Origin of the sequence: Fodinicurvata sp. EGI_FJ10296 (genome assembly GCF_040712075.1) — a bacterium.
Taxonomy (GTDB): Bacteria; Pseudomonadota; Alphaproteobacteria; order DSM-16000; family Inquilinaceae; genus JBFCVL01.
Genome location: NZ_JBFCVL010000006.1, coordinates 72,364 through 91,792 on the forward strand (window position 1 = coordinate 72,364; position 19,429 = coordinate 91,792).

General features: G+C 63.1%; 16 protein-coding genes. 10 read left to right on the plus strand and 6 right to left on the minus strand.

Annotated elements, in window-relative coordinates; translation table 11 throughout:
* The first annotated feature begins 273 nt into the window (after positions 1-273).
* Genes ABZ728_RS14100 through betA form a run of 3 tightly spaced genes read left to right on the plus strand, consistent with a single transcriptional unit; the run spans position 274 to position 5,324 of the window.
* A complete protein-coding gene (locus ABZ728_RS14100; RefSeq protein ID WP_366656836.1) occupies positions 274-2,142 on the plus strand; it encodes a M3 family oligoendopeptidase in 1,869 nt (622 codons plus the stop codon).
* Positions 2,143-2,197: 55 nt separating this feature from the next.
* Positions 2,198-3,586 carry an AarF/ABC1/UbiB kinase family protein gene (locus tag ABZ728_RS14105; RefSeq protein WP_366656837.1) on the plus strand — a complete coding sequence of 463 codons (1,389 nt, stop codon included), beginning with the start codon at positions 2,198-2,200 and terminating at the stop codon, positions 3,584-3,586.
* Positions 3,587-3,632: 46 nt separating this feature from the next.
* The gene (gene betA / locus ABZ728_RS14110; protein ID WP_366656838.1) at positions 3,633-5,324 is read left to right on the plus strand and encodes a choline dehydrogenase; all 1,692 of its coding nucleotides are present in this window, start codon (positions 3,633-3,635) and stop codon (positions 5,322-5,324) included.
* 30 nt (positions 5,325-5,354) lie between these two features.
* On the opposite strand, the gene ABZ728_RS14115 is transcribed toward betA, so the two are convergent.
* Positions 5,355-6,212, minus strand: a complete 858-nt coding sequence (locus ABZ728_RS14115; RefSeq protein ID WP_366656839.1) for a universal stress protein — start codon at positions 6,210-6,212, stop codon at positions 5,355-5,357.
* Positions 6,213-6,539: 327 nt separating this feature from the next.
* Between ABZ728_RS14115 and ABZ728_RS14120 the strand changes: the two genes are divergently transcribed.
* From ABZ728_RS14120 to ABZ728_RS14140, 5 genes are all read left to right on the plus strand, one after another.
* Positions 6,540-8,630 (plus strand): elongation factor G, encoded by a 2,091-nt coding sequence (locus ABZ728_RS14120; RefSeq protein WP_366656840.1) that lies wholly within the window; start codon positions 6,540-6,542, stop codon positions 8,628-8,630.
* Positions 8,631-8,847: 217 nt separating this feature from the next.
* Positions 8,848-10,116, plus strand: a complete 1,269-nt coding sequence (locus tag ABZ728_RS14125; protein ID WP_366656841.1) for an alanine--glyoxylate aminotransferase family protein — start codon at positions 8,848-8,850, stop codon at positions 10,114-10,116.
* A gap of 114 nt (positions 10,117-10,230) precedes the next feature.
* A complete protein-coding gene (locus ABZ728_RS14130; RefSeq protein ID WP_366656842.1) occupies positions 10,231-11,472 on the plus strand; it encodes an ABC transporter ATP-binding protein in 1,242 nt (413 codons plus the stop codon).
* A 35-nt stretch (positions 11,473-11,507) separates the two neighbouring features.
* On the plus strand, positions 11,508-11,909 hold the full coding sequence (locus ABZ728_RS14135) for a Fur family transcriptional regulator (RefSeq protein ID WP_366656843.1): 402 nt from the start codon (positions 11,508-11,510) through the stop codon (positions 11,907-11,909).
* A gap of 118 nt (positions 11,910-12,027) precedes the next feature.
* Positions 12,028-12,165 (plus strand): hypothetical protein, encoded by a 138-nt coding sequence (locus ABZ728_RS14140; protein ID WP_366656844.1) that lies wholly within the window; start codon positions 12,028-12,030, stop codon positions 12,163-12,165.
* Positions 12,166-12,195: 30 nt separating this feature from the next.
* On the opposite strand, the gene ABZ728_RS14145 is transcribed toward ABZ728_RS14140, so the two are convergent.
* The 3 genes from ABZ728_RS14145 to ABZ728_RS14155 form a co-directional block, all read right to left on the minus strand.
* Entirely contained in the window at positions 12,196-13,293 is a 1,098-nt protein-coding gene (locus ABZ728_RS14145; RefSeq protein WP_366656845.1) for an FAD-dependent oxidoreductase, read from the minus strand.
* Between the two features lie 174 nt (positions 13,294-13,467).
* Entirely contained in the window at positions 13,468-14,040 is a 573-nt protein-coding gene (locus tag ABZ728_RS14150) for a DJ-1/PfpI family protein (protein WP_366656847.1), read from the minus strand.
* Between the two features lie 432 nt (positions 14,041-14,472).
* Positions 14,473-15,084 carry a hypothetical protein gene (locus tag ABZ728_RS14155; protein WP_366656848.1) on the minus strand — a complete coding sequence of 204 codons (612 nt, stop codon included), beginning with the start codon at positions 15,082-15,084 and terminating at the stop codon, positions 14,473-14,475.
* Between the two features lie 381 nt (positions 15,085-15,465).
* On the opposite strand from ABZ728_RS14155, the gene ABZ728_RS14160 reads away from it, so the two are divergent.
* Positions 15,466-15,840 (plus strand): hypothetical protein, encoded by a 375-nt coding sequence (locus tag ABZ728_RS14160; protein WP_366656849.1) that lies wholly within the window; start codon positions 15,466-15,468, stop codon positions 15,838-15,840.
* Between the two features lie 515 nt (positions 15,841-16,355).
* On the opposite strand, the gene ABZ728_RS14165 is transcribed toward ABZ728_RS14160, so the two are convergent.
* The gene (locus tag ABZ728_RS14165) at positions 16,356-17,570 is read right to left on the minus strand and encodes a YeeE/YedE family protein (RefSeq protein ID WP_366656850.1); all 1,215 of its coding nucleotides are present in this window, start codon (positions 17,568-17,570) and stop codon (positions 16,356-16,358) included.
* A 94-nt stretch (positions 17,571-17,664) separates the two neighbouring features.
* Positions 17,665-18,582, minus strand: coding sequence for a sulfurtransferase (locus ABZ728_RS14170; RefSeq protein ID WP_366656851.1), 918 nt, complete (start codon positions 18,580-18,582; stop codon positions 17,665-17,667).
* 190 nt (positions 18,583-18,772) lie between these two features.
* On the opposite strand from ABZ728_RS14170, the gene ABZ728_RS14175 reads away from it, so the two are divergent.
* Positions 18,773-19,384: a hypothetical protein gene (locus ABZ728_RS14175; protein ID WP_366656852.1), complete on the plus strand. Its 612-nt coding sequence runs from the start codon at positions 18,773-18,775 to the stop codon at positions 19,382-19,384.
* Positions 19,385-19,429 lie beyond the last annotated feature (45 nt).

The following is a 19,429-nucleotide window of genomic DNA, read 5'->3' on the forward strand; positions in this document are numbered from 1 at the left end:
GAGTGGGGTCGAAACTGCATCAACGCTCGCGCCTTCAGGGAAACCCGTATTACCATCCACGGCCGAAACCGGTTTGCCACAGCGTGACGCTTGGCAGCGGCGGGGCAGCTCGGGCTGGCGATGCGGCGTTTTCTGCCTTCCGGAAATGCCTTGGACATCGCGGCTTCGACCGCCATATTCGTCGGCAGGGCCGGCGAGGGGTCGGCCGTTCGATAATTACGGGCCGAAACCGGCTCGTCGTCCACGACCGAACCGAAGGCACGGATCGCGATCATGCAGGATTACCGCATCAACGACACCCGGCGCTCCGGCGCCATCCCGCATTCGCCCGACAGCAGCGGCGACCGCGCCGAGGCATTGGGGGATCTTCCCGGCTGGCAACTCGACGATCTCTATCCCGGCCGCGAAAGCCAGGTGCTTAAGGACGATCTCCAGAGCGCCGAGGCGGATGCAAAGGCACTGCACAAGCGGTATGCCGGACGGGTGGTCGATCTGACGGGGCCGGAACTGGCCGAGGCGATCGCCACCTACGAGGCGATCGATGAACGGCTGGGCCGCATCATGAGCTATGCGTATCTGTCCTATGCCGAGAACATGTCGGATTCCGCGAATGGGCGCTTTCTGCAGGCGATGCAGGAGCGCGTGACCGCGATCAGCGCCGATCTCATCTTCTTCACGCTCGAAATCAACCGCATCGATGACGACGCGCTGAAGCGGCGGCTGCAGGATAAGGGGCTGGCGCGCTATGCGCCGTGGATTCGCGACGTTCGGGCGTTCAAGGACCACCAGCTTTCCGACGAAGCCGAAAAACTCCTCCACGAGAAAAGCGTCGTCGGCCGGTCGGCCTGGGTGCGGCTGTTCGACGAGACGATGGCGTCGCTGCAGTTTGTGATACGCGGCCGGGAAATGGGGTCGGCCGAGGCGTTCAACTGCCTGTCCGAGCCGGACGCTGACCTGCGCCGCGAAGCCGCCGCATGCATCGGCAAGGTGCTGGGCGACAATCTTCGGTTGTTCACGCACATCACCAATACGCTGGCCAAGGAAAAGCAGATCGAGGACGGCTGGCGTCACTATGCCAAGCCGTGGTCGTCCCGCAACGTCGCCAATCAGGTCGAGGACGAGGTCGTCGACGCCCTGACCGAAGCGGTGCAGTCGAACTACGACCGCCTGTCGCACCGGTACTATCGCATGAAGGCGCGCTGGATGGGCGGCGAAACGATCCCCTATTGGGACCGCAACGCCCCCCTGCCGGATGCCGAGGATCGGGTTTTCACCTGGCCGCAGGCGCGCGACATCGTGCTGTCGGCCTATAACGGATTTTCGCCGGATCTGGGCGCCGTCGGTCAGCGGTTCTTCGACAATCCGTGGATCGACGTGCCGGTCCGGCCGGGCAAGGCGCCGGGGGCTTTCGCCCATCCGACCGTGCCCTCTGCGCATCCGTATCTGTTGCTCAACTATCAGGGCAAGACGCGCGACGTGATGACCCTCGCGCACGAATTGGGCCACGGGGTCCATCAGGTGCTGGCCGGCGAGCGTCAGGGCCATCTGCTTTCGGATACGCCTCTGACCCTGGCGGAGACGGCCAGCGTCTTCGGTGAAATGCTGACCTTTCAGTCGCTTCTGGATTCGGAGACCGACCCCGCCCGGCGGCGTATCATGCTGGCCGACAAGGTCGAGGACATGCTCAACACGGTCGTGCGGCAAATCGCCTTTTTCGAGTTCGAGCGCCGTGTCCACACCACGCGCCAGGAAGGGGAATTGTCGTCGGATCAAATCGGCGAAATCTGGATGACGGTGCAACGGGAAAGCCTGGGGCCGGCGGTCACTTTCGACGACGCTTATGGCGCGTATTGGTCCTATATCCCGCATTTTGTCCACTCACCCTTCTATGTCTATGCCTATGCATTCGGCGACTGTCTGGTGAATTCCCTCTATGCCGTCTACCAGCAGGAACCCGACGGTTTCGCGCCTCGCTATCTTGAGATGCTCGCGGCTGGCGGCACCCTGCGGCACAAAGATCTTCTGGCGCCGTTTGGTTTGGACGCCAGCGAGCCTAAGTTCTGGAACAAGGGGCTCGATATGATCGCCGGATTCATCGACCAACTCGAGGCGGAAGACGCGGCCCTGAAGGCTGCGGGCTGAACTTTGAGTCCGGTGGTGCGCCGCCGCCCCGTTCGCGAAAGTGGCAGCAGGATCGATGGCAAACGGAACTGAGAACAACAGCTGGGGCGGCCGCATGCGGCGTTACGCCCGAGTGTCAGGCACGGTCGGCAATCTCGCCGCCAGACTGGCCGGAGAACGCTACCTTGGCATCAAGGTGGAGCGGGAGCGGCATGCCACCGAGATAAAGGAGGCGCTCGGCAATCTTAGGGGCCCTCTGGTCAAGGTCGCGCAGATGCTGGCGACCATCCCCGAAGCTCTGCCCAAGGAATACGTTCAGGAACTACAGCAGCTTCAGGCCAACGCCCCGCCCATGGGGTGGCCGTTCGTCAAACGGCGTATGGCGGCGGAACTGGGGCCGGAATGGCGTTCCCGCTTCAAGAGCTTCGAGCGCGAGGCGGCGGCCGCGGCTTCTCTCGGTCAGGTTCACCGGGCCGTTGCTCTGGACGGTGAGCAACTGGCCTGCAAGCTTCAGTATCCGGACATGCAGTCGGCCGTCGAAGCCGATCTGCGCCAGCTTCGGATGTTCCTCGGTCTGTTCGAGCGCTATGATCGGGCGATTTCCACCCGTGAGATCCAGAAGGAACTGGGTGCCCGGCTGCGCGAGGAACTGGACTACGAGCTCGAGGCCAAACACTGCGCACTCTATAACGACGTGCTCGCCGACGAGCCGACGGTCACCGTCCCGAAAGTGCGCCCGGAGCTGTCGACCGGTCGACTGCTGACGACCGACTGGCTGCAGGGCAATCCCGTTCTGGATTATCGCGAGGCGGATCAGGAGACGCGGAACACTTTGGCGCTATGCCTGTTCCGGGCCTGGTATGTGCCGCTATATTACTATGGCGTGATCCACGGCGATCCGCATCTGGGCAATTATTCCGTCCGGGAAGACCTGTCCCTCAATCTGCTGGATTTCGGCTGCGTTCGCGTATTTCCGCCGTCATTCGTGCGCGGCGTCATCGACCTCTATCACGCCCTGCAGGACGGCGACGAGGAACGGGCGATGGAGGCCTATCGCACCTGGGGGTTCAAGAACATCAACCGCGAACTGGCCGACGTGCTGAACGTCTGGGCACGCTTCATCTATCAGCCGCTGCTTGACGACAACACGCGCCCGATCGGCGAGACGAACAACGGGATCTATGGCCGTGAGACGGCAGAGAAGGTTCATCTCGAACTGCGCAAGGTCGGTGGCGTAGAAGTGCCGCGCGAATTCGTCTTCATGGACCGGGCGGCCCTTGGGCTGGGGTCGGTGTTTCTGCACCTCAAGGCGGACATCAACTGGTATCGTCTGTTCAATGATATGATCGAAGGTTTCGACGAGAAGACGCTGCGCGACCGGCAAGCCGGCGTTCTGGCGCGGCATGGTCTGACCGGCGAGAATCCCGAAGTGGCGCTGGCGCCCATCGAAGACCTCGACGTCTAAGGATCGATGCGGTACGACGCCATCCGCCCGAGAAGGAGGAATGGTCATGGCAGACGGTAATTTCGACCGCGAGACGGATTATATCATCGTAGGCGCGGGGTCGGCCGGCAGCGTGCTGGCGAGCCGGCTGACCGAAGACGGCAAGAACAAGGTTCTGGTGCTGGAATTCGGGGGCAAGGACAACTCCATTTACGTCCAGATGCCGACCGCCTTTTCCATTCCTTTGAACATGAAGCGTTTTGACTGGGGGTTCCACACCGAACCCGAGCCGGGCCTGAAGGGACGGCGGATCCATCAGGCGCGCGGCAAGGTCATCGGCGGCTCGTCCTCGATCAATGGTCTGGCCTATGTCCGTGGCTCGGCCGGAGATTTTGCCGAATGGGCCGAAAGCGGGGCGACGGGCTGGGATTATCTCGATGTCCTGCCGTATTTCCGGCGGGCTGAAGACTGTGTCTATGGCGAGGACGACTATCGCAGTACGGGTGGGCCGCTCGGCACCTGTAACGGCAACAACATGGCCAATCCGCTTTATCGGGCGTTCATCGAGGCCGGCCGGCAAGCCGGATACGGCGAAACGCGGGACTATAACGGCGAACGCCAGGAGGGCTTTTGCCGGATGGACATGACGGTACGGGACGGTGTTCGCTCGTCCACCGCCAATGCCTATCTGAAGCCCGCCATGGGCCGCGAGAATCTGGACGTCGAGATGCATGCCCTGACCACGCGGGTGATCATGGAGGGGCGTCGAGCGGTCGGGGTGGAATACCGCAAGGGCAACAAGGCCTACCGCGTCCGCGCCCGGCGGGAAGTCATCCTGTCGGCGAGCGCGTTCAATTCGCCCAAGCTGCTGATGCTGTCCGGGATCGGTCCGGCCGACGAACTGAAAGCCCACGGTATCGACGTGGTGCACGATCTGCCGGGTGTCGGCGGCAATCTGCAGGATCACCTGGAAGTCTGGGTTCAGCAGGAATGCACCCAGCCGATCACCTTGAACGGCTGGCTGGGTCCGCTCGCCAAGGCCTTTATCGGCAGCCGCTGGCTGTTGACCAAAACCGGGCTGGGCGCCTCGAACCAGTTCGAATCGAACGGCTACATCCGCAGCCGTGCGGGGCTCAAATACCCCGACATCCAGTACCATTTCCTGGCCGGTGCGATCGCCTATGACGGTTCCAGCGCGGCAAAAGGCCATGGATTCCAGGTTCATCTGGGCCACAACAAACCCAAAAGCCGGGGACGGGTCTCGCTGAACTCCGCCGATCCGGCCGAGGCGCCGAAACTGGTGTTCAACTATCTGAGCGAGGAAGAAGACAAGGCCGGATTCCGCGCCGGTCTGCATCTGACGCGGGAGATCTTTGCGCAGCCGGCTTTCGACCCCTATCGCGGCGCGGAGCTTTCGCCGGGGCCGGGAGTGTCGAGCAATGACGAGATCGATGACTGGGTGGCCGAGACGGCGGAAACCGCCTATCACCCGGCTGGCACCTGCCGGATGGGTGAAGACGCCGATGCCGTTGTCGACAGCGAATGCCGGGTGCATGGGGTGGAGGCGTTGCGGGTGATCGACTCCTCGATCATGCCGACCCTGACCAACGGCAATCTGAACGCACCGACCATCATGATTGGTGAAAAAGGTGCCGACCATGTGCTGGGCCGGTCGCTGCCCCGCTCCAGCGCCGATATCGGCGTCGCCCCGGACTGGGAAACCCGCCAGCGGGCCGGCGCACCGGAGCGGGGGCGATAAGCAGGACGCCCCGGCTCAGATATCCTCTGCCTAGTGCGCCATGAACATGGGCAGATCGGCGTGGGCGATGAGGAAGCTGGTTGCGCCGCCGAAAATCATCTGCCGCAGGCGTGACTGGGTATACGCACCCTTGATCATCAGGTCGCCGCCCAGCCGGTGCGTTTCGGACAGCATCGTCTCGCCCGGACCCTGTCCCTTTTTCCGGCGGGTTTCGACCAGTTCGGCATCGATGCCGTTGCGCTTGAGATAGATCTGCACGTCGCGACCGCTGGGGCCCGGCACCATTGCCTCCTCGACCACCAGGACATGAACGCTGTCGGCCGCAGAGAGCAGCGGCTTGGCGTCGGCCAGCGCCCGGGCGGTCTCGGTGCTGCCGTTCCAGGCAATCACGATTCGGCGGCCGAATTCCTTCGGAGCCGGATCGTGCGCCAGAAGAATCGGCCGGCCGCTCTCCAGCAAGGCGGCTTCGAGCGTGCGCAGGCGCGGGGCCGGCCCGTCCTGTGACGGCTGCCCGCAGACCAGCAGATCGAACGCCCGGCCGTGATTGCCGATGAACATGTCGCCGGACGGGACTTCCTCCATCCAGGCGGCGTGAACGCCCTCCATCGGCTGGTCGGTCGTGCTGCAGATCGGCACGTCGTGTTCCCGCATGACATCGAAGAACAGCGTCCGGGCCTTTTGCACGGCTTCCCATTCCTCACGGCTGAAATTCTCCGCGAAAATGGTGGCGCCCATGGCGTCGGTGCCGATCGCGCCGATGATCTCCGGGCGGATATGCATGCCTTCGATATAGCTGCCGTACCGCTGGGCCATGAACAGGGCGGTCTCGACGATAAATCGCTGATCGCCGTACCCTTCGACCGGTGTCAGGATGGTCTTGAAACTCATCGAGTTCTTGCCTCCAACGGGAATTCTCCTTGCGGGGTATCGGCGCCGTGCTCCCTTGCCGACGCCCGACATCATGCATTTTGTCATAGCGAGGATGCGTCAAAAGCAGGGCTCTTGTCCAAGAACTTTGACGAAGCGGCGGCGTGGGCGCGCAGGCACAACCGCCGTTGACGCGGCGGCAAATGCGGCGTTCACTATCAGGACGGGGGATTATGTAAAACCGCTCCGTCGAAACGCCCCCGTCATCAGGTGCATCCGCCGGCCGCGCGTCCCGGTGCCCATCCGGTTGACCCGCCGCCGCCGATGCCGGCAAGGGGAGATACGCGCATGTCAGACCCATCCGCCAAAGAACCCGCTGCGGGAGAGAGAGCCGGGCGGCACTCCGGACGCCATCGTTGTGCCGCCCTTGTCGGCCCCCAGGGTACGGGCAAGACGACCCTTATGGAGGCCATGCTGTACCTGGCCGGGGCGATTCACCGCCGCGGCACCGTCAAGGACGGCACGACCGTCGGCGATGCGAGCGAAGAAGCCCGCCAGCGCCAGATGTCCGTTGCGCCGGCCGTTGCCGGTTTCGACTATCTCGGTGATCGGTGGGCGGTTATCGATTGTCCCGGCGCCGTCGACCTGGCGCATCGGACGGCCGACGCGCTGATGGTCGCGGATATTGCGATCGTCGTTGCCGACCCGGATCCGGACAGGGCGGTGACATTGCAGCCACTGCTTCATACGCTCGACGAAATCGGCCTCCCGCACATCGTATTCATCAATCGGTTGGATTCCACCGAAACCCGGGTGCGCGATGTCATGCAGGCAATTCAGGACGTATCCGAGCGGCCGCTCGTCCTGCGTCAGATCCCAATTCGCGACAAAAATCGCATTACCGGGTATGTCGATCTCGTCTCGCATCGCGCCTGGCACTATCGACCGGGCCAGACATCCGACCTGATCGAGGTTCCGGCCGACGTCGCCGATCGGCGGCGCGAGGCCTATTCCGTTTTGACGGAAACGCTGGCGGATTTCGACGACGGCATTCTCGAAAAGATCCTTGAGGATGTAGAAATTGCGCCTGCGGAAATCTATGACCGGATCCGCACTGATTTCGCCGAGGACCGGGTGGTTCCGGTGATGATCGGCTCGGCGGAGAATATGAACGGCGTGCAAAGGTTGATGAAGGCGTTGCGTCATGACGCGCCGGACGCCAATGCCGCGGCCGAAAGGCACCGCATTCCCGACGGCGATCCGGTTCTGCAGGTATTTCGCACGGAACACGCCGCCCATGCCGGGCGGATGTCCTATGTCCGGCTGTGGCGCGGACGGGTCGGCGGATCGAACGGGATCCCGGGTGTCAAGCCGGGCGCGCTGCTGGCGATCCCGCCGGCGCAGAATGCCAGGATCGACACGCTGGAAACCGGTGACGTCGCGATTCTCAGCCGGCAGGACGACCTGACGACCGGCGACATCATCCTCGCCACCGGCAGGACACGTCCGGAGGTTTGGCCCGAAGTGCCGCCGCCGGTCTATAGTCTGGCGCTGCAGACCAATGGTCGCGCCGACGACGTGAAACTGAGCGCCGCATTACAGAAGCTGGCTGACGAAGATCCCGCGCTTTCCGTCGCCAATGACCCGGCGACCGGAGATCTGGTGTTGAGCGGGCAGGGTGATATCCATCTGTCGCTCGCGGTCGAGCAGATCGCCCGGCGTCACGGGGTGACGGTGACGACGCGGCCGCCGCCGATCGCCTATCGCGAGACGATCACCCGATCGACTGAAACGCGCGCCCGGCACAAGAAGCAGACCGGCGGTCATGGCCAGTTCGCCGACGTCACCATTGCCGTGCGGCCGCTGGCGCGCGGGCAGGGATTTGCCTTCGACGACAAGGTGGTCGGCGGTGCGGTGCCGAAGACCTTCATACCGGCTGTCGAACAGGGCGTGAGGGACGGGCTGATCGCCGGGCCGTTGGGCCAACCGGTCGTGGATCTGGCCGTCACGTTGCTGACCGGACAGTTCCACGAGGTCGACAGTTCCGAGCAGGCCTTTCGCACCGTGGGCCGGCAGGTCATCGTGCAGGCGTTGCCTGAATGCGGGCCTCAATTGCTGGAGCCGATGATGCGGGTCGCGATCCACGCTCCCAGCGAGGCGATCGCCCGGGTTCAGCGTTTGCTGGGAAGTCGCAGGGCGCAGATTCAGGGATTCGACGCCCGACCGGGCTGGCCGGGGTGGGATGAGGTCGTCGCCATCATCCCTGAGGCGGAGACGCCCGATCTGATCATCGCACTTCGATCGCTCACCCAGGGCCTCGCCGGCTTCCGGATGACGTTCGATCATATGGCCGAAGTCCACGGCCGCGATCTGGAACAGGCGCTGGGTCAGAAGGGAGTGGGCCGGAAGGCGCCAGGCCAGAAGACGGTGGCCGAGTAGGCTGCAGGTGAAATGCCGGCGGGCGGCCGATGATCCGCTGTCGATGCAACGGAATGTTGCACCGCCGTATGTTTCGTGGCTCGATAGGCGGGGCCGTCGACAGGAAACCGATCCCTGTTCGATGGTCCCGCTGCTGTGTCTGGGCTCGACATCTCTGATTCCGGGTTTCGCAATTCCTCTCCGTCGTTCCGCCTGTAGCAAGGAGTAACCGCCGCGTATGACGACCGACGCGAACCGTTCTGGCGAGATCGATCCGCCCGCACGCCTGATGATGGGGCCGGGGCCGATCAATGCCTATCCCCGAGTGTTGCGCGCGATGTCCGCCCAGCTTCTCGGCCAGTTCGATCGGGAATTCACCGATCTCATGAACGAGACAATGGCGCTTTATCGCGGCGTCTTCAGGACCAGTAATCGCCAGACGTTTCTCATCGACGGCACGGCCCGGGCGGGCATCGAGGCCGCGCTGGTCTCGTTGATCGAGCCCGGCGACCGGGTCCTGGTGCCGATCTTCGGGCGCTTCGGCCACCTGCTGGTCGAGATCGCCGGACGCTGCGACGCCGAAGTCCACACCCTGGAAACCGACTGGGGGACGATCTTCGATCAGGACAGGCTCGCGGCCGCGGTCGATCGGGTGCAGCCGAAGCTGCTGGCGGTTTGTCACGGCGACACCTCGACCACCATGGCGCAACCGCTCGACCGGATCGGCCGTCATTGCCGGGACTGTGGCGTGCTGGTCTATGTCGACAGCACCGCTACGCTGGGCGGCATGGCGCTGCCCGCCGACGACTGGGCGCTGGACGTCGTTTCCGCCGGCCTGCAGAAATGTCTGGGCGGACCGTCGGGTTCGGCGCCGATCACCGTATCGGATCGGGCGGCGGCCGTGATCCGGGGGCGCCGGCACGTCGAGCAGGGGCTTGCGGGGCCGGGAGCGGGGCCAGGCCCGAGGCCGGAAACTGGCCTGCGCATTCGATCCAACTATTTCGATCTGGCCATGCTGATGGACTATTGGGGGGGCGAGCGGCTCAATCACCACACCGAGAGCGGCACAATGCTCTACGGCGCGCGGGAATGCGCGCGCCTGGTGCTGGAGGAAGGGCTTGAAGCCCGCTGCCGCCGGCACGAGATCGCCGGCCGGGCGTTGCGGGCAGGGCTGGGTGCCATGGGGCTGGCGCTTTATGGCGATCCGGACCACCGCATGGCCAACGTGACCGGTATCTGGATACCCGATGGCGTTGACGGCGAGGCCGTGCGCGGCCGCATGATCCGCGACTTCTCGATCGAGATCGGCACATCCTTCGGACCGCTGAAGGGGCGGATATGGCGAATCGGCACCATGGGGTACAACGCCGCGCGGCCGCCGGTACTGACCACGCTCGCGGCCCTGGGTGCCTGCCTCGCGGCGGAAGGCGCGCGCATCGACCCGGTGGCCGCTATTCCCGCGGCGGCGGCCGTGTTCGAACGGTTACCCGGGGAGGCTCCACCGTGAACGTCTGTCCCCGCGCCCGGTCGGCTGGCACGCCTGGGCTGAGAATGACTTGCACTTGCGGGCCGTTGTCGCTATTTCTGGTGCTGGACGACATGAATGTAGGCGGTGACTGGAATGACACTGCATGAGGTAGAGGCTTCGACACCCATACTGTCGGTCTCCGGACTCGTGAAGCGTTTTGCGGGCGAAGACAGGTCGGCGGTGGGCGGAATCGATTTCGATCTGGCCCCGGGAGAGATATTTGCTCTGCTCGGCCCCAGCGGATGCGGCAAATCGACGACGCTCAGAATGATCGCGGGGTTCGAGAAGCCGGATGCCGGCACAGTTCGTCTGGGCGACCGCGACATAACCCGGGCGGCGCCGGAGACGCGCGGCATCGGGATCGTTTTTCAGGACTATGCGCTGTTTCCTCATCTGACGGTGCTTGAGAACGTCATGTTCGGTCTCAAGGCGCTGCCGCGTGCGAAGCGGCGGGCCAAGGCCGAGGAATGGATCGCATTCGTCGGACTCTCGGAGTTCACCGCGCGGATGCCACATGCGCTGTCCGGCGGGCAGCAGCAACGGGTTGCTCTGGCGCGGACTCTGGCGTCGGAGCCAAGGCTGGTCCTGCTCGACGAACCATTTTCCAATCTTGATGCCGCGCTGCGTGAGTCGACGCGCGACGAAATGCGGGCGTTGCTGAAAAAGGCTGGTGTCAGCGTCATTCTCGTCACCCATGATCAGGGCGAAGCCTTTGGCGTCGGCGACCGGATTGCCCTGATGCGTGACGGCCTGATCGAGCAGATCGGGACGCCGGAAGCCGTCTATCAGGGGCCGAGAACAGCGTTTGCCGCCCAGTTCCTCGGCAAGACGAACTTGCTGGAAGGCCAGGCGCAGGGAAGGGTGGCCAAGACGGATCTCGGCTGGGTGGCCTTGAACGAACACGCCACCGGCCGCGTGCTGTTGTCGTTGCGCCCTGAGCATCTGGAGGTTATGGCGCCAGAGGCGAGCCAGCCGACCGGCCCAATGGCCGGCAGCATGGATGCCTCAATGGCTGATATGTGCAGAAACTGCGTTTTGCCGGCGCAGATCATCGGGCGCGAGTTCAGAGGTCACGACCTTTCCTATCGGGTGGCCGTAGATGGCCGGGAGCTGTTTGCGCTGACGGATTATCGCGTGGATTACCGGCCAGGCGACAGAGTCGTCCTCTGCCCCCGCGAGCCCGCAGTCGTCCTGGCCCGGCTGGATGATGGCGATGTTGCCCCCCGCGGCGCGTCCGTCGTTCCGCTGACGGTGCCGGCTGGTGGCAATTCGGCGCCCGGAAAAATATCGACCGATGCGTTGGTAGGGCTCAGATGCGGCGGAATGATTCAATAAATGCCTGGCGGCGTTGTGATGGGGAGTGATGGACGATGAACCTGGAACAAAGGTGTGCCGATGCCGGCATGAAGATGACCGAGCAACGGCGCGTAATACTGAAAGTCCTGACGGCAAGCGAAGATCATCCGTCGGTAGAGACGGTTTATCAGAGGGTTAAGGATGTCGACTCGTCGATCAGCATTGCGACGGTCTACAGAACTCTGCACCTTCTCGACGAAATGAACATGGTTCAGAGGCATGATTTCAACGAGAGCTATTCTCGTTTCGAGGTGAATCTGGAGCATCACCACCACCTGATCGATCTGGAGAGCGGCGACGTCGTGGAGTTCCAGAACGAAGAGCTGGAACGCCTCAAGCAGCGTATTGCTGCGGAGCTCGGCTACGAGTTGGTCGATCACAGGCTGGAATTGTATGGCCGCAAAAAAGATGATTGATCCGTCGGACGCTTCTCCGGCGGACAATGTGAACCCTCAGGATTCCGGCAGCTGCACACTGAGGATTCCAAATCCCGGTTGCCGATGTTATGCGGCGGTGTGCAAGGCCTATAACGGCATGCGCACGTTCGGCGTCTCCGATGTCGACGCCCTCTATGCGGCTATGCGGGTCTATCGCCATCACCATCCGGAAGTCGACGAACCATTGGCCCGTCAGACCATAGAGTCATGGGTGTATCGCAGCGGCATGCACTGATATGGTCCGGTCCCTGGCGTTCTGGCTTTCTTATCCAGTCCGTGAGGCGGCGGAGAGCCATTCGTTGATGGTTCCTGCAAGGGCGGCGCCGCTGAGATAAGCGGCCTCGACCCTGGGTCCGAGGCACCAGTCGCCGCAGGCGCCGATCCCCAGAGCTTCATCGAAAAGACAGTCGACGCCGACTGGCGACTGCACCTTTGCGTATCGCCATCGGTGAACGGCGGCAAAGGCCGGCTGCGTTGTGATTGGCAGTCCCAGCATCGGGGCCGCCGCCGCCAGTAGTGCCGCCCGGACGGCCTCGGGGTTCTGTTCGAGGTTTTGCGTCGACCACTGTGGCGTCGATTGAATGACCCAATCGCAATAGTCGGCACTGTCGGCCGGTCCGGCCCGCATGTGCCGTCGGCCGGGCTTGCTGGAATTTGCGCCAATCCAGGCCAGGGGTCCACCGTCTTCGATGATCGCGCCCGAGATCGGCGTGCCATCGGGCAAGGCCGGCAGGCATGCGTTCGGAAATGTGGCCATCAATGTCCAGCAAGGTGCCATTTCAGCCGCGGCGGCTGATTCCGAGAGGCCCTGCGATGCCGCCAGCAGGTCGACGGCCTGAACGGCCGGAACGGCAACGACAACGGCGTCGAAGGGGCCCCGATCGTGATCATCTTCGGCCTGTATTCGCCATCCATCCGCCCGATTGATCAGCGCGGTGACCCTGGTCCCGAATTCGACGGGCAATTCAGCCAGCAGTGACCGGATCACGCCGTTCATGCCGGGAACGCCGACAAAACGGTCCTCGTCGTTCGTTCGCGTCAGACCATGATCGGAACACCTGGCTACAACGCCGCCCCAGGGCGCAGCAGTGCCATCGGCCACCCACGATTCGACGAGACGCCGAAATCCGGCATCCCTGGCAGTGAAATACTGGGCCCCGTGGTCGTAGGGGCCAAACGCCGGTCGTCCGGATTCCGGATCCCCGGAACCGACGCGTCGTGTCGACATTCGCCCACCCGCGCCGCGCCCCTTGTCGAACAGCGCCACGTCGTGACCGGCTTCCGCAAGCAGTCGCGCCGCTGTGGCTCCCGCCATGCCCGTGCCGATCACGGCGATGCGGGCGGTGGGTCCTGGTCCGTCCATGAGTTGAAATCCCCGTCAGTCTGTCGTGGGCAATATAGGCCGGAGGGTCCGACGGGGAAGTCCGACCGGCTCCGAAGGTCCAAACGACAAAAACGCCGACCCCAGGCAGGGTCGGCGTCCGTCGACGTGTCGTGCATGCGCCCCGGGGCGGGCACGATGGACCCTATGGGCGGGTCAGGCTGCTGCTGCTGCCGCCGCCTCCAGGTTGTCCACGATGTGCTGGACCAGGGTCTCGCGATCGATTGCCATGTCTTCTTCTTCGCCGCGGGTCGTCAGCATCGCGCCGTCGACCGCAACCGTTTCCTCGGAAACGACGCAACCGGCCGTGCGCATCGCCTCGGCGATTTCTTCAGCGGCGGCGACCGTCCGGCCGGCTGCCCGTTCAGCGACCGTCAGCAATGTGACGCCATGGCCCTGAAGCACCACCGGCTTGCCGCCATCGACAAAGCCACGGGTCAGCCGCTTGCTGTGCGCGTTGCCGGTCAGCTTCTCGATGCTGCGGGGGCCGCCGGGAACGATGAGCGCATCGAAGTCGGCAGCAAGGGCTTCGGCGATCGGAACATCGACCGGGAAATAGTGACCCCAGCCGCGGCCGTGCCAGCCGTTGACCAGGCCCTGTTCGGGCGACACGATCTTGATGGCGGCGCCAGCGGCGAGCAAGGCGCGCTGCGGCTCCGTCATTTCCAGTTCTTCGAAGCCATTGGCGACGAGAAGGGCGACAGTTTTACCAGCGAGCGGTTTCTCCATGAAACGGGACCTCCATATCGTTGAAACGACAGCACGGCCGGAAAGCGGTTCGGCACAGCGTTTCGTCAGCTTGAAGCGGCGCGGGAATCCGAAAAAGGCAACGAGGCCACTGCCCCACCCCCGTTTCCGGGAGCAGAGTTCGACCCGACAGCAAATGTATTGCGTCGTCCTTCGGATGTGCCCGCCAGAAGCCGATAAATTAGCTGGCGTCGCGCCGTTGCGGATTGGCCGCAACCAGTCGTGACTGCTCCGGCTTGCAATTGAGCCGGACATTGAATGTTCGCTACAGATGGCGATTTGACAGTATAAAGTCAATCAAAATGCGGGTATCGGTCAGGGTGCCGCATGGCAGGGCAGACCCACCCTTGCTGCATGGGTGCCCCGGCAGAGTAGACCAGGGGCCGGCCCGGAACTGGCCCAGCAATGGCGCCGTCAGTTGCGGTCGATCCAGAGCGGTCCGCGAATTTGCTGCAGGCTGCGGCCGGAGCAGCCGGTATGGCTTATCGTCATTTCAAGAAAAACCACGACAGCCATGGGGACTTCACTAGGTAGAGGGGCTAACGGAAAGGCGAGTCGTCGGTACGTGCCCGCTTGCCCGTCGCACAGCAAAATAGAATGTGTGCTTATTTTCGGCTCGTCCGGCGAATGGTCGCATTCGGCATCGCAATCGGGCTTGAGATAGGGGTCGTCGGTGGAGGAAATGAAGTCGGCAAGATAAGTGCCGCCGAGTTCGCGCTCCACGACCGCGTTCACTTTGCTTCCGGCGAGGCGCACGCGCACGCCGGGACGATACACCGTTTGCTGGTTGCCCGGAAACTGGCCGCCCGGATATTGACCGCCCAGATATTGACCGCAGTGATATTCCAAAAGCATCACACAGTCCAGGTGCCGCCCGAAGGCCACCGGATCGAGATCGCTCCGCGTTGGCGGTCGGCCAGTTTCGGCAATAGTCCTGGCGAACAATCCGACGCAGGGTTGAAGCGACGGATGCGCGGCGATGAAGTCGAACCCCTGCGGAAGTTCAGCACTGGCAAAAGTGTCCAAGGACGGGTGTCCCCAATTGATCCGGATCTGCCGCCTCCGCCTCCCGTTTCGGGGGACGGCCGACCATCGATCGGTGCCTGAAAGCGGTGATGGCGATGCCGCCCGGTTCTCAGGGAGACAAAACCCGCAGTTACTCTAATCGGTTCGGCTGCGAATGAAAAGATGGTATATTATTCGTTAACAGTGTTTATCCCGGGCTTTGTAAAGCGACCCCCTCGTTAATTCGGGGCACTCACGTCGCATGAGCTGCATTGATATGTGCGCATATTATGTCCGGTTCGCAATGCTGCGCTGCGCAATTGCGTGTTCCCCCGAGTTTCGTAACCGCATATAGTTTCGCTCGTAAGCAAGCAGAATAAATCTTGCCTGGAGAATGAAACAATGTCTGAAATGTATTTCACCCTGCCGTCCGAAGCGAAGATCGAAGCGCTGGTTGCCAAAGCCGAGCGGGCCCGCCGCGAAGAGTCTCGCGCTATGATCGGCCGGGGAATGCGGAAGATCGCCAACGGATTCCGGCTTTTCGAGCGGTCGCTGATGGCGGCGCGTGAAGCCCGGTGGCTTTATGAAATGGGCGACGCAGAACTGACAAGTCGCGGAATCGATCGCCAGCAGATCCCGGCAATGCTCTTGAGCCGCCTCAATGAATCGGTGCCTGACAGTTTGCACATGGGTGCGGGCCGTGTGACGGCCAATGACGATCGTCCGAGCGCAAACAGCAATGTTGGCGCCGCCACCCCTGCGCGCCGTATCGCCTGATCGTCTTCAACGCCGGGACTAGGGCGCATCGGCAGTCGGTGTTTGGGCATCCGTCACGGGTCGGGCATCGCGCGCCCGGACGAGGCGCGGTTCGTCATTGCCGACGCCGTCGGAATCCGGGCCTGTGCTGCTTGGCCCCGAGCGGTTCGCGGCGCGCGGCGCCGGAGCGCAGGGTGAGGATGCTGGTGCGCATGGACTGCCAGTTGTCGACGCGGCCGGGGCAGGAGCGCACGGTGATGCGGCGGGTGCGCAGGGCGAAGATCCGGCGGCAGTTGAAGGCGTGGCCTCGCGAGCCGAAACCAGATTTGGCCCGGAATCCGATCGTGTGTGGGCGAGGTGGTCGGTCGCGACCGCCCCGGTTGCCAGCACGATAGCCGAGCCCATGATCCAGCGGTTGGCGGACATCCTCAATTCCTCATCGACAAATCACAGATATCGCCCGGACCAGCCAGTCCGGTGCGCATTCGACTTCAGCTGCGCGGCCGCCCGAATGGCATCCGACCGGCGGCGATGGGCTAGCGATCAAGCCCGAAGCGGGGCCGCAACCTGACACCGGCGATGGACCCCACAAAGGCGGCGAAAAACCACAACCAACCGTGCAGGCTCCCCGACGCGATTCCGGAAAACAGCGCCCCGATATTGCACCCGAAGGCAAGGCGGGCGCCGTAACCCATCAGCAAACCGCCGATGGCGGCGGCCAGCAACGATCCCAGTGGCACGGACATTTTCGGGGCGTAGCGCCCCGCGAGACCGGCGGCGATCATGGCCCCGAGGATCAGGCCGAAATTCATGACCGAGGTCGTGTCGGCGAGAACGCTTTGTGACAATGCGGCTGACGGTCCCGGCCATTGCCAGAACGGCCAGGAAGCGACGTCCATACCAACGGCCTGAAGCCCTTTGGCGCCCCAGAGCCCGAAAGCAAAGGTGATCGACCAGGGGTGGCCGGCCAGCACCAACGTCAGAATATTGAGAACCGCAAGGCCCACGGCTCCCCAGATCAACGGCCAGGGGCCATGGGTCATGCGGGCGCCGAAAGACATGCCTTCTGCGTTCGAATTGGCCATCGAGACCGCGGATCCGTGGCGACGCCGCTCGGCGATCAGTGTTGCCCAGGCTATGGCGCCCAGCAGACCGGTCTGGAGGATGATCGTCGGCAGAACGCCGATCGACGCGCCAAGCGATACGGCCGGAAACGAGGGCAATTCCAACCACCAGGGCAGGTGAAGCGATCCGAGTACCGCGCCGACGATAAAGAGCGCGAGTGTGACCAGCATCCGGACACTGCCGCCGCCGACCGTGAACAGTGTGCCGGAACCGCAGCCGCCTCCGAGTTGCATGCCCAGGCCGAAAATGAATGCGCCGACAAAGACCGAGATGCCGACCGGTGCAGTTGCCCCTGTCAGCGTTGTGCCGAGAACGCTACCCTGGGCAAGCAGCGGAATGAAGACGACCGTAGCTATCGCGATCATCAGCATCTGCGAGCGGATCGACGCGCCGCGGCGGTTCAGGATGAATGCCCGCCAGCCACCGGTGAATCCGAACGCGGCATGATACAGCGTCGCCCCAAGCAAGCCGCCGATCAGAAACAGGATCGCCTGGCGAAAGCTGAAGGCATCGGCAAGGAACGCGCCACCGACGAGAAATGCGCCGATACCCGCTGCGACCACGATCCGGTCGGTCGAGGGGGCAATGGTGGCCGGCCGGCCGGTGCGGGTGTCCGCTGCTGACATGGGTCTTCTTTTCCCTCGATTGTGCGGCCGCGGCCTGCCCGGCCATGACGGTACATGGTCCGGCCGGGTCCAGGCTGCCGTTAGCTGACGGCCGTCAGTTCAGGGTGCGATTGGCGCTGAGCTCGACCAGACGGCTGTCATCGGCCACCCATTCCGCCATCGACCCATCATACATGCTGACATTCGGGTTGCCCCCCACCTCGCTCAGCAGGAACCAGCCGACCGATGCCCAATGACCGGTATTGCAGAAGGCGATCTGCTCGCCTTCGGTCGTCAGGTCAATCTGATCGAGCAATTCGGCCAGCACGTCCCTGTCGATGACATCCTGTCCGTCGTTCAGAACGAGTTCTGAATGAGGAAGGCTGAAAGCGCCGGGCAAGGTGCCTGCAACACCGATATTGCCGGGTACTTCCTCGCCGGTGTAGTGCGCGACCGGCCGTGCATCGATGAGCGGCGGGTTGCCCTGATCGATGGCGGCGTTGACATCGGCGGTAGTGGCCAGCAGATCGGGCTGGAAATCCACGGCGAATTCGACCGTGTCGTTTTCCGGCGCGGGGCCAGTAGCAATCTCGCCGCCATTGTCGACCCAGCCGGCGTAACCGCCTTCCAGAATCGAAACCTCGTCGTGACCGAGGACCTTGAACGTCCAGTAAACGCGCGCGGCGCTGCCGAAATCGGAAGAGCTGGTGCCGGCCGGAACGACGACGATATGGTCGTCGTTGTCAATGCCGAGCGAACCGATCAGGGATGCCACATCATCGGTCGGCGGCAGCTTGCCCTGAATGCCGTCGACGGCCACGCGCCAGCCATCCCGGGTATAATTGCTATAGAGGGAGCCGGGGATGTGCCCCTCGGCGAACAGGTCAGCCGACCCGCCATCGATGGCGTTGCGGATGTCCAGAACCACCAGATCGTCATTCTGCAGATTGACGTTCAGCCATTCGGTGTCCACCAGGGGCTCGGCGGCAACTGCCGTGCCGGCTGTCAGCGCCAGAACCGCCACCGCTGACATTGCAAGGTGGGCCGAAGAGACCGAACGGTGGCGATTTTGAAAAACCGCATGGTTTTGTGTAAATAGGGAGCGCATGATACGACCTCAATTCATCGGTTAGCGGATGGGTATTGAAATAGTCCGGCGACGAACGTGTGTCAATAAATCAAAAACTACACATATATATACGTAAAATAGAAAGGGGTCGACAATGGATGAAAAGCGCGCTGCCGCCTTGATGCTCGCGGACTGCCTTCAGGCCATGAGCCGATCAGGTGAAAATGCGGTGACGGCCTTGCTCGGCGAAGCGCCGTTCGAGGAGTGGCATCATTATCCTTCCGGCGATGTCAGTGATCGTCTGACCGGGTGTCGCTTCTATTATCATGCCCATGGAGAGTCGGAGCGCGTGGCCGGGGAACACGGGCATTTTCACACTTTCGCTCCGGGAGACGACGGCCGGCTGACCCACCTTGCGGCAATTTCCGTCGACGCCTATGGCCGGCCTTTCAGGCTGTTTTCGGTCAATCGATGGGTCACGGACGACGCATGGCGGTCAGACCGGGAAACCGCCGGTCTGGTCCGCAACTTCGTCGTTGACGCTATCAGGCCGTCCTGGGTCGTGTCGCGATGGCTGACCGCGCTGGTCGCCTTTTACCGGCCGGAGATCGAACAACTGATTTGCGGCAGGGAAGGCGTCTTTCGCCGGCTGGGCTATTCCGGTGATCGGTTTTCACCCGAGGCGCTGGAAGATCGCCGCATTCAGAATCTGACGGAACGGACAGTTGATCTGGGCGCCGACCTGACGGCGGCCGATGTTCACTGAATCTTATTGAACCAGGTCTCAAAATCCTCTTCTGTGATCAAGCCC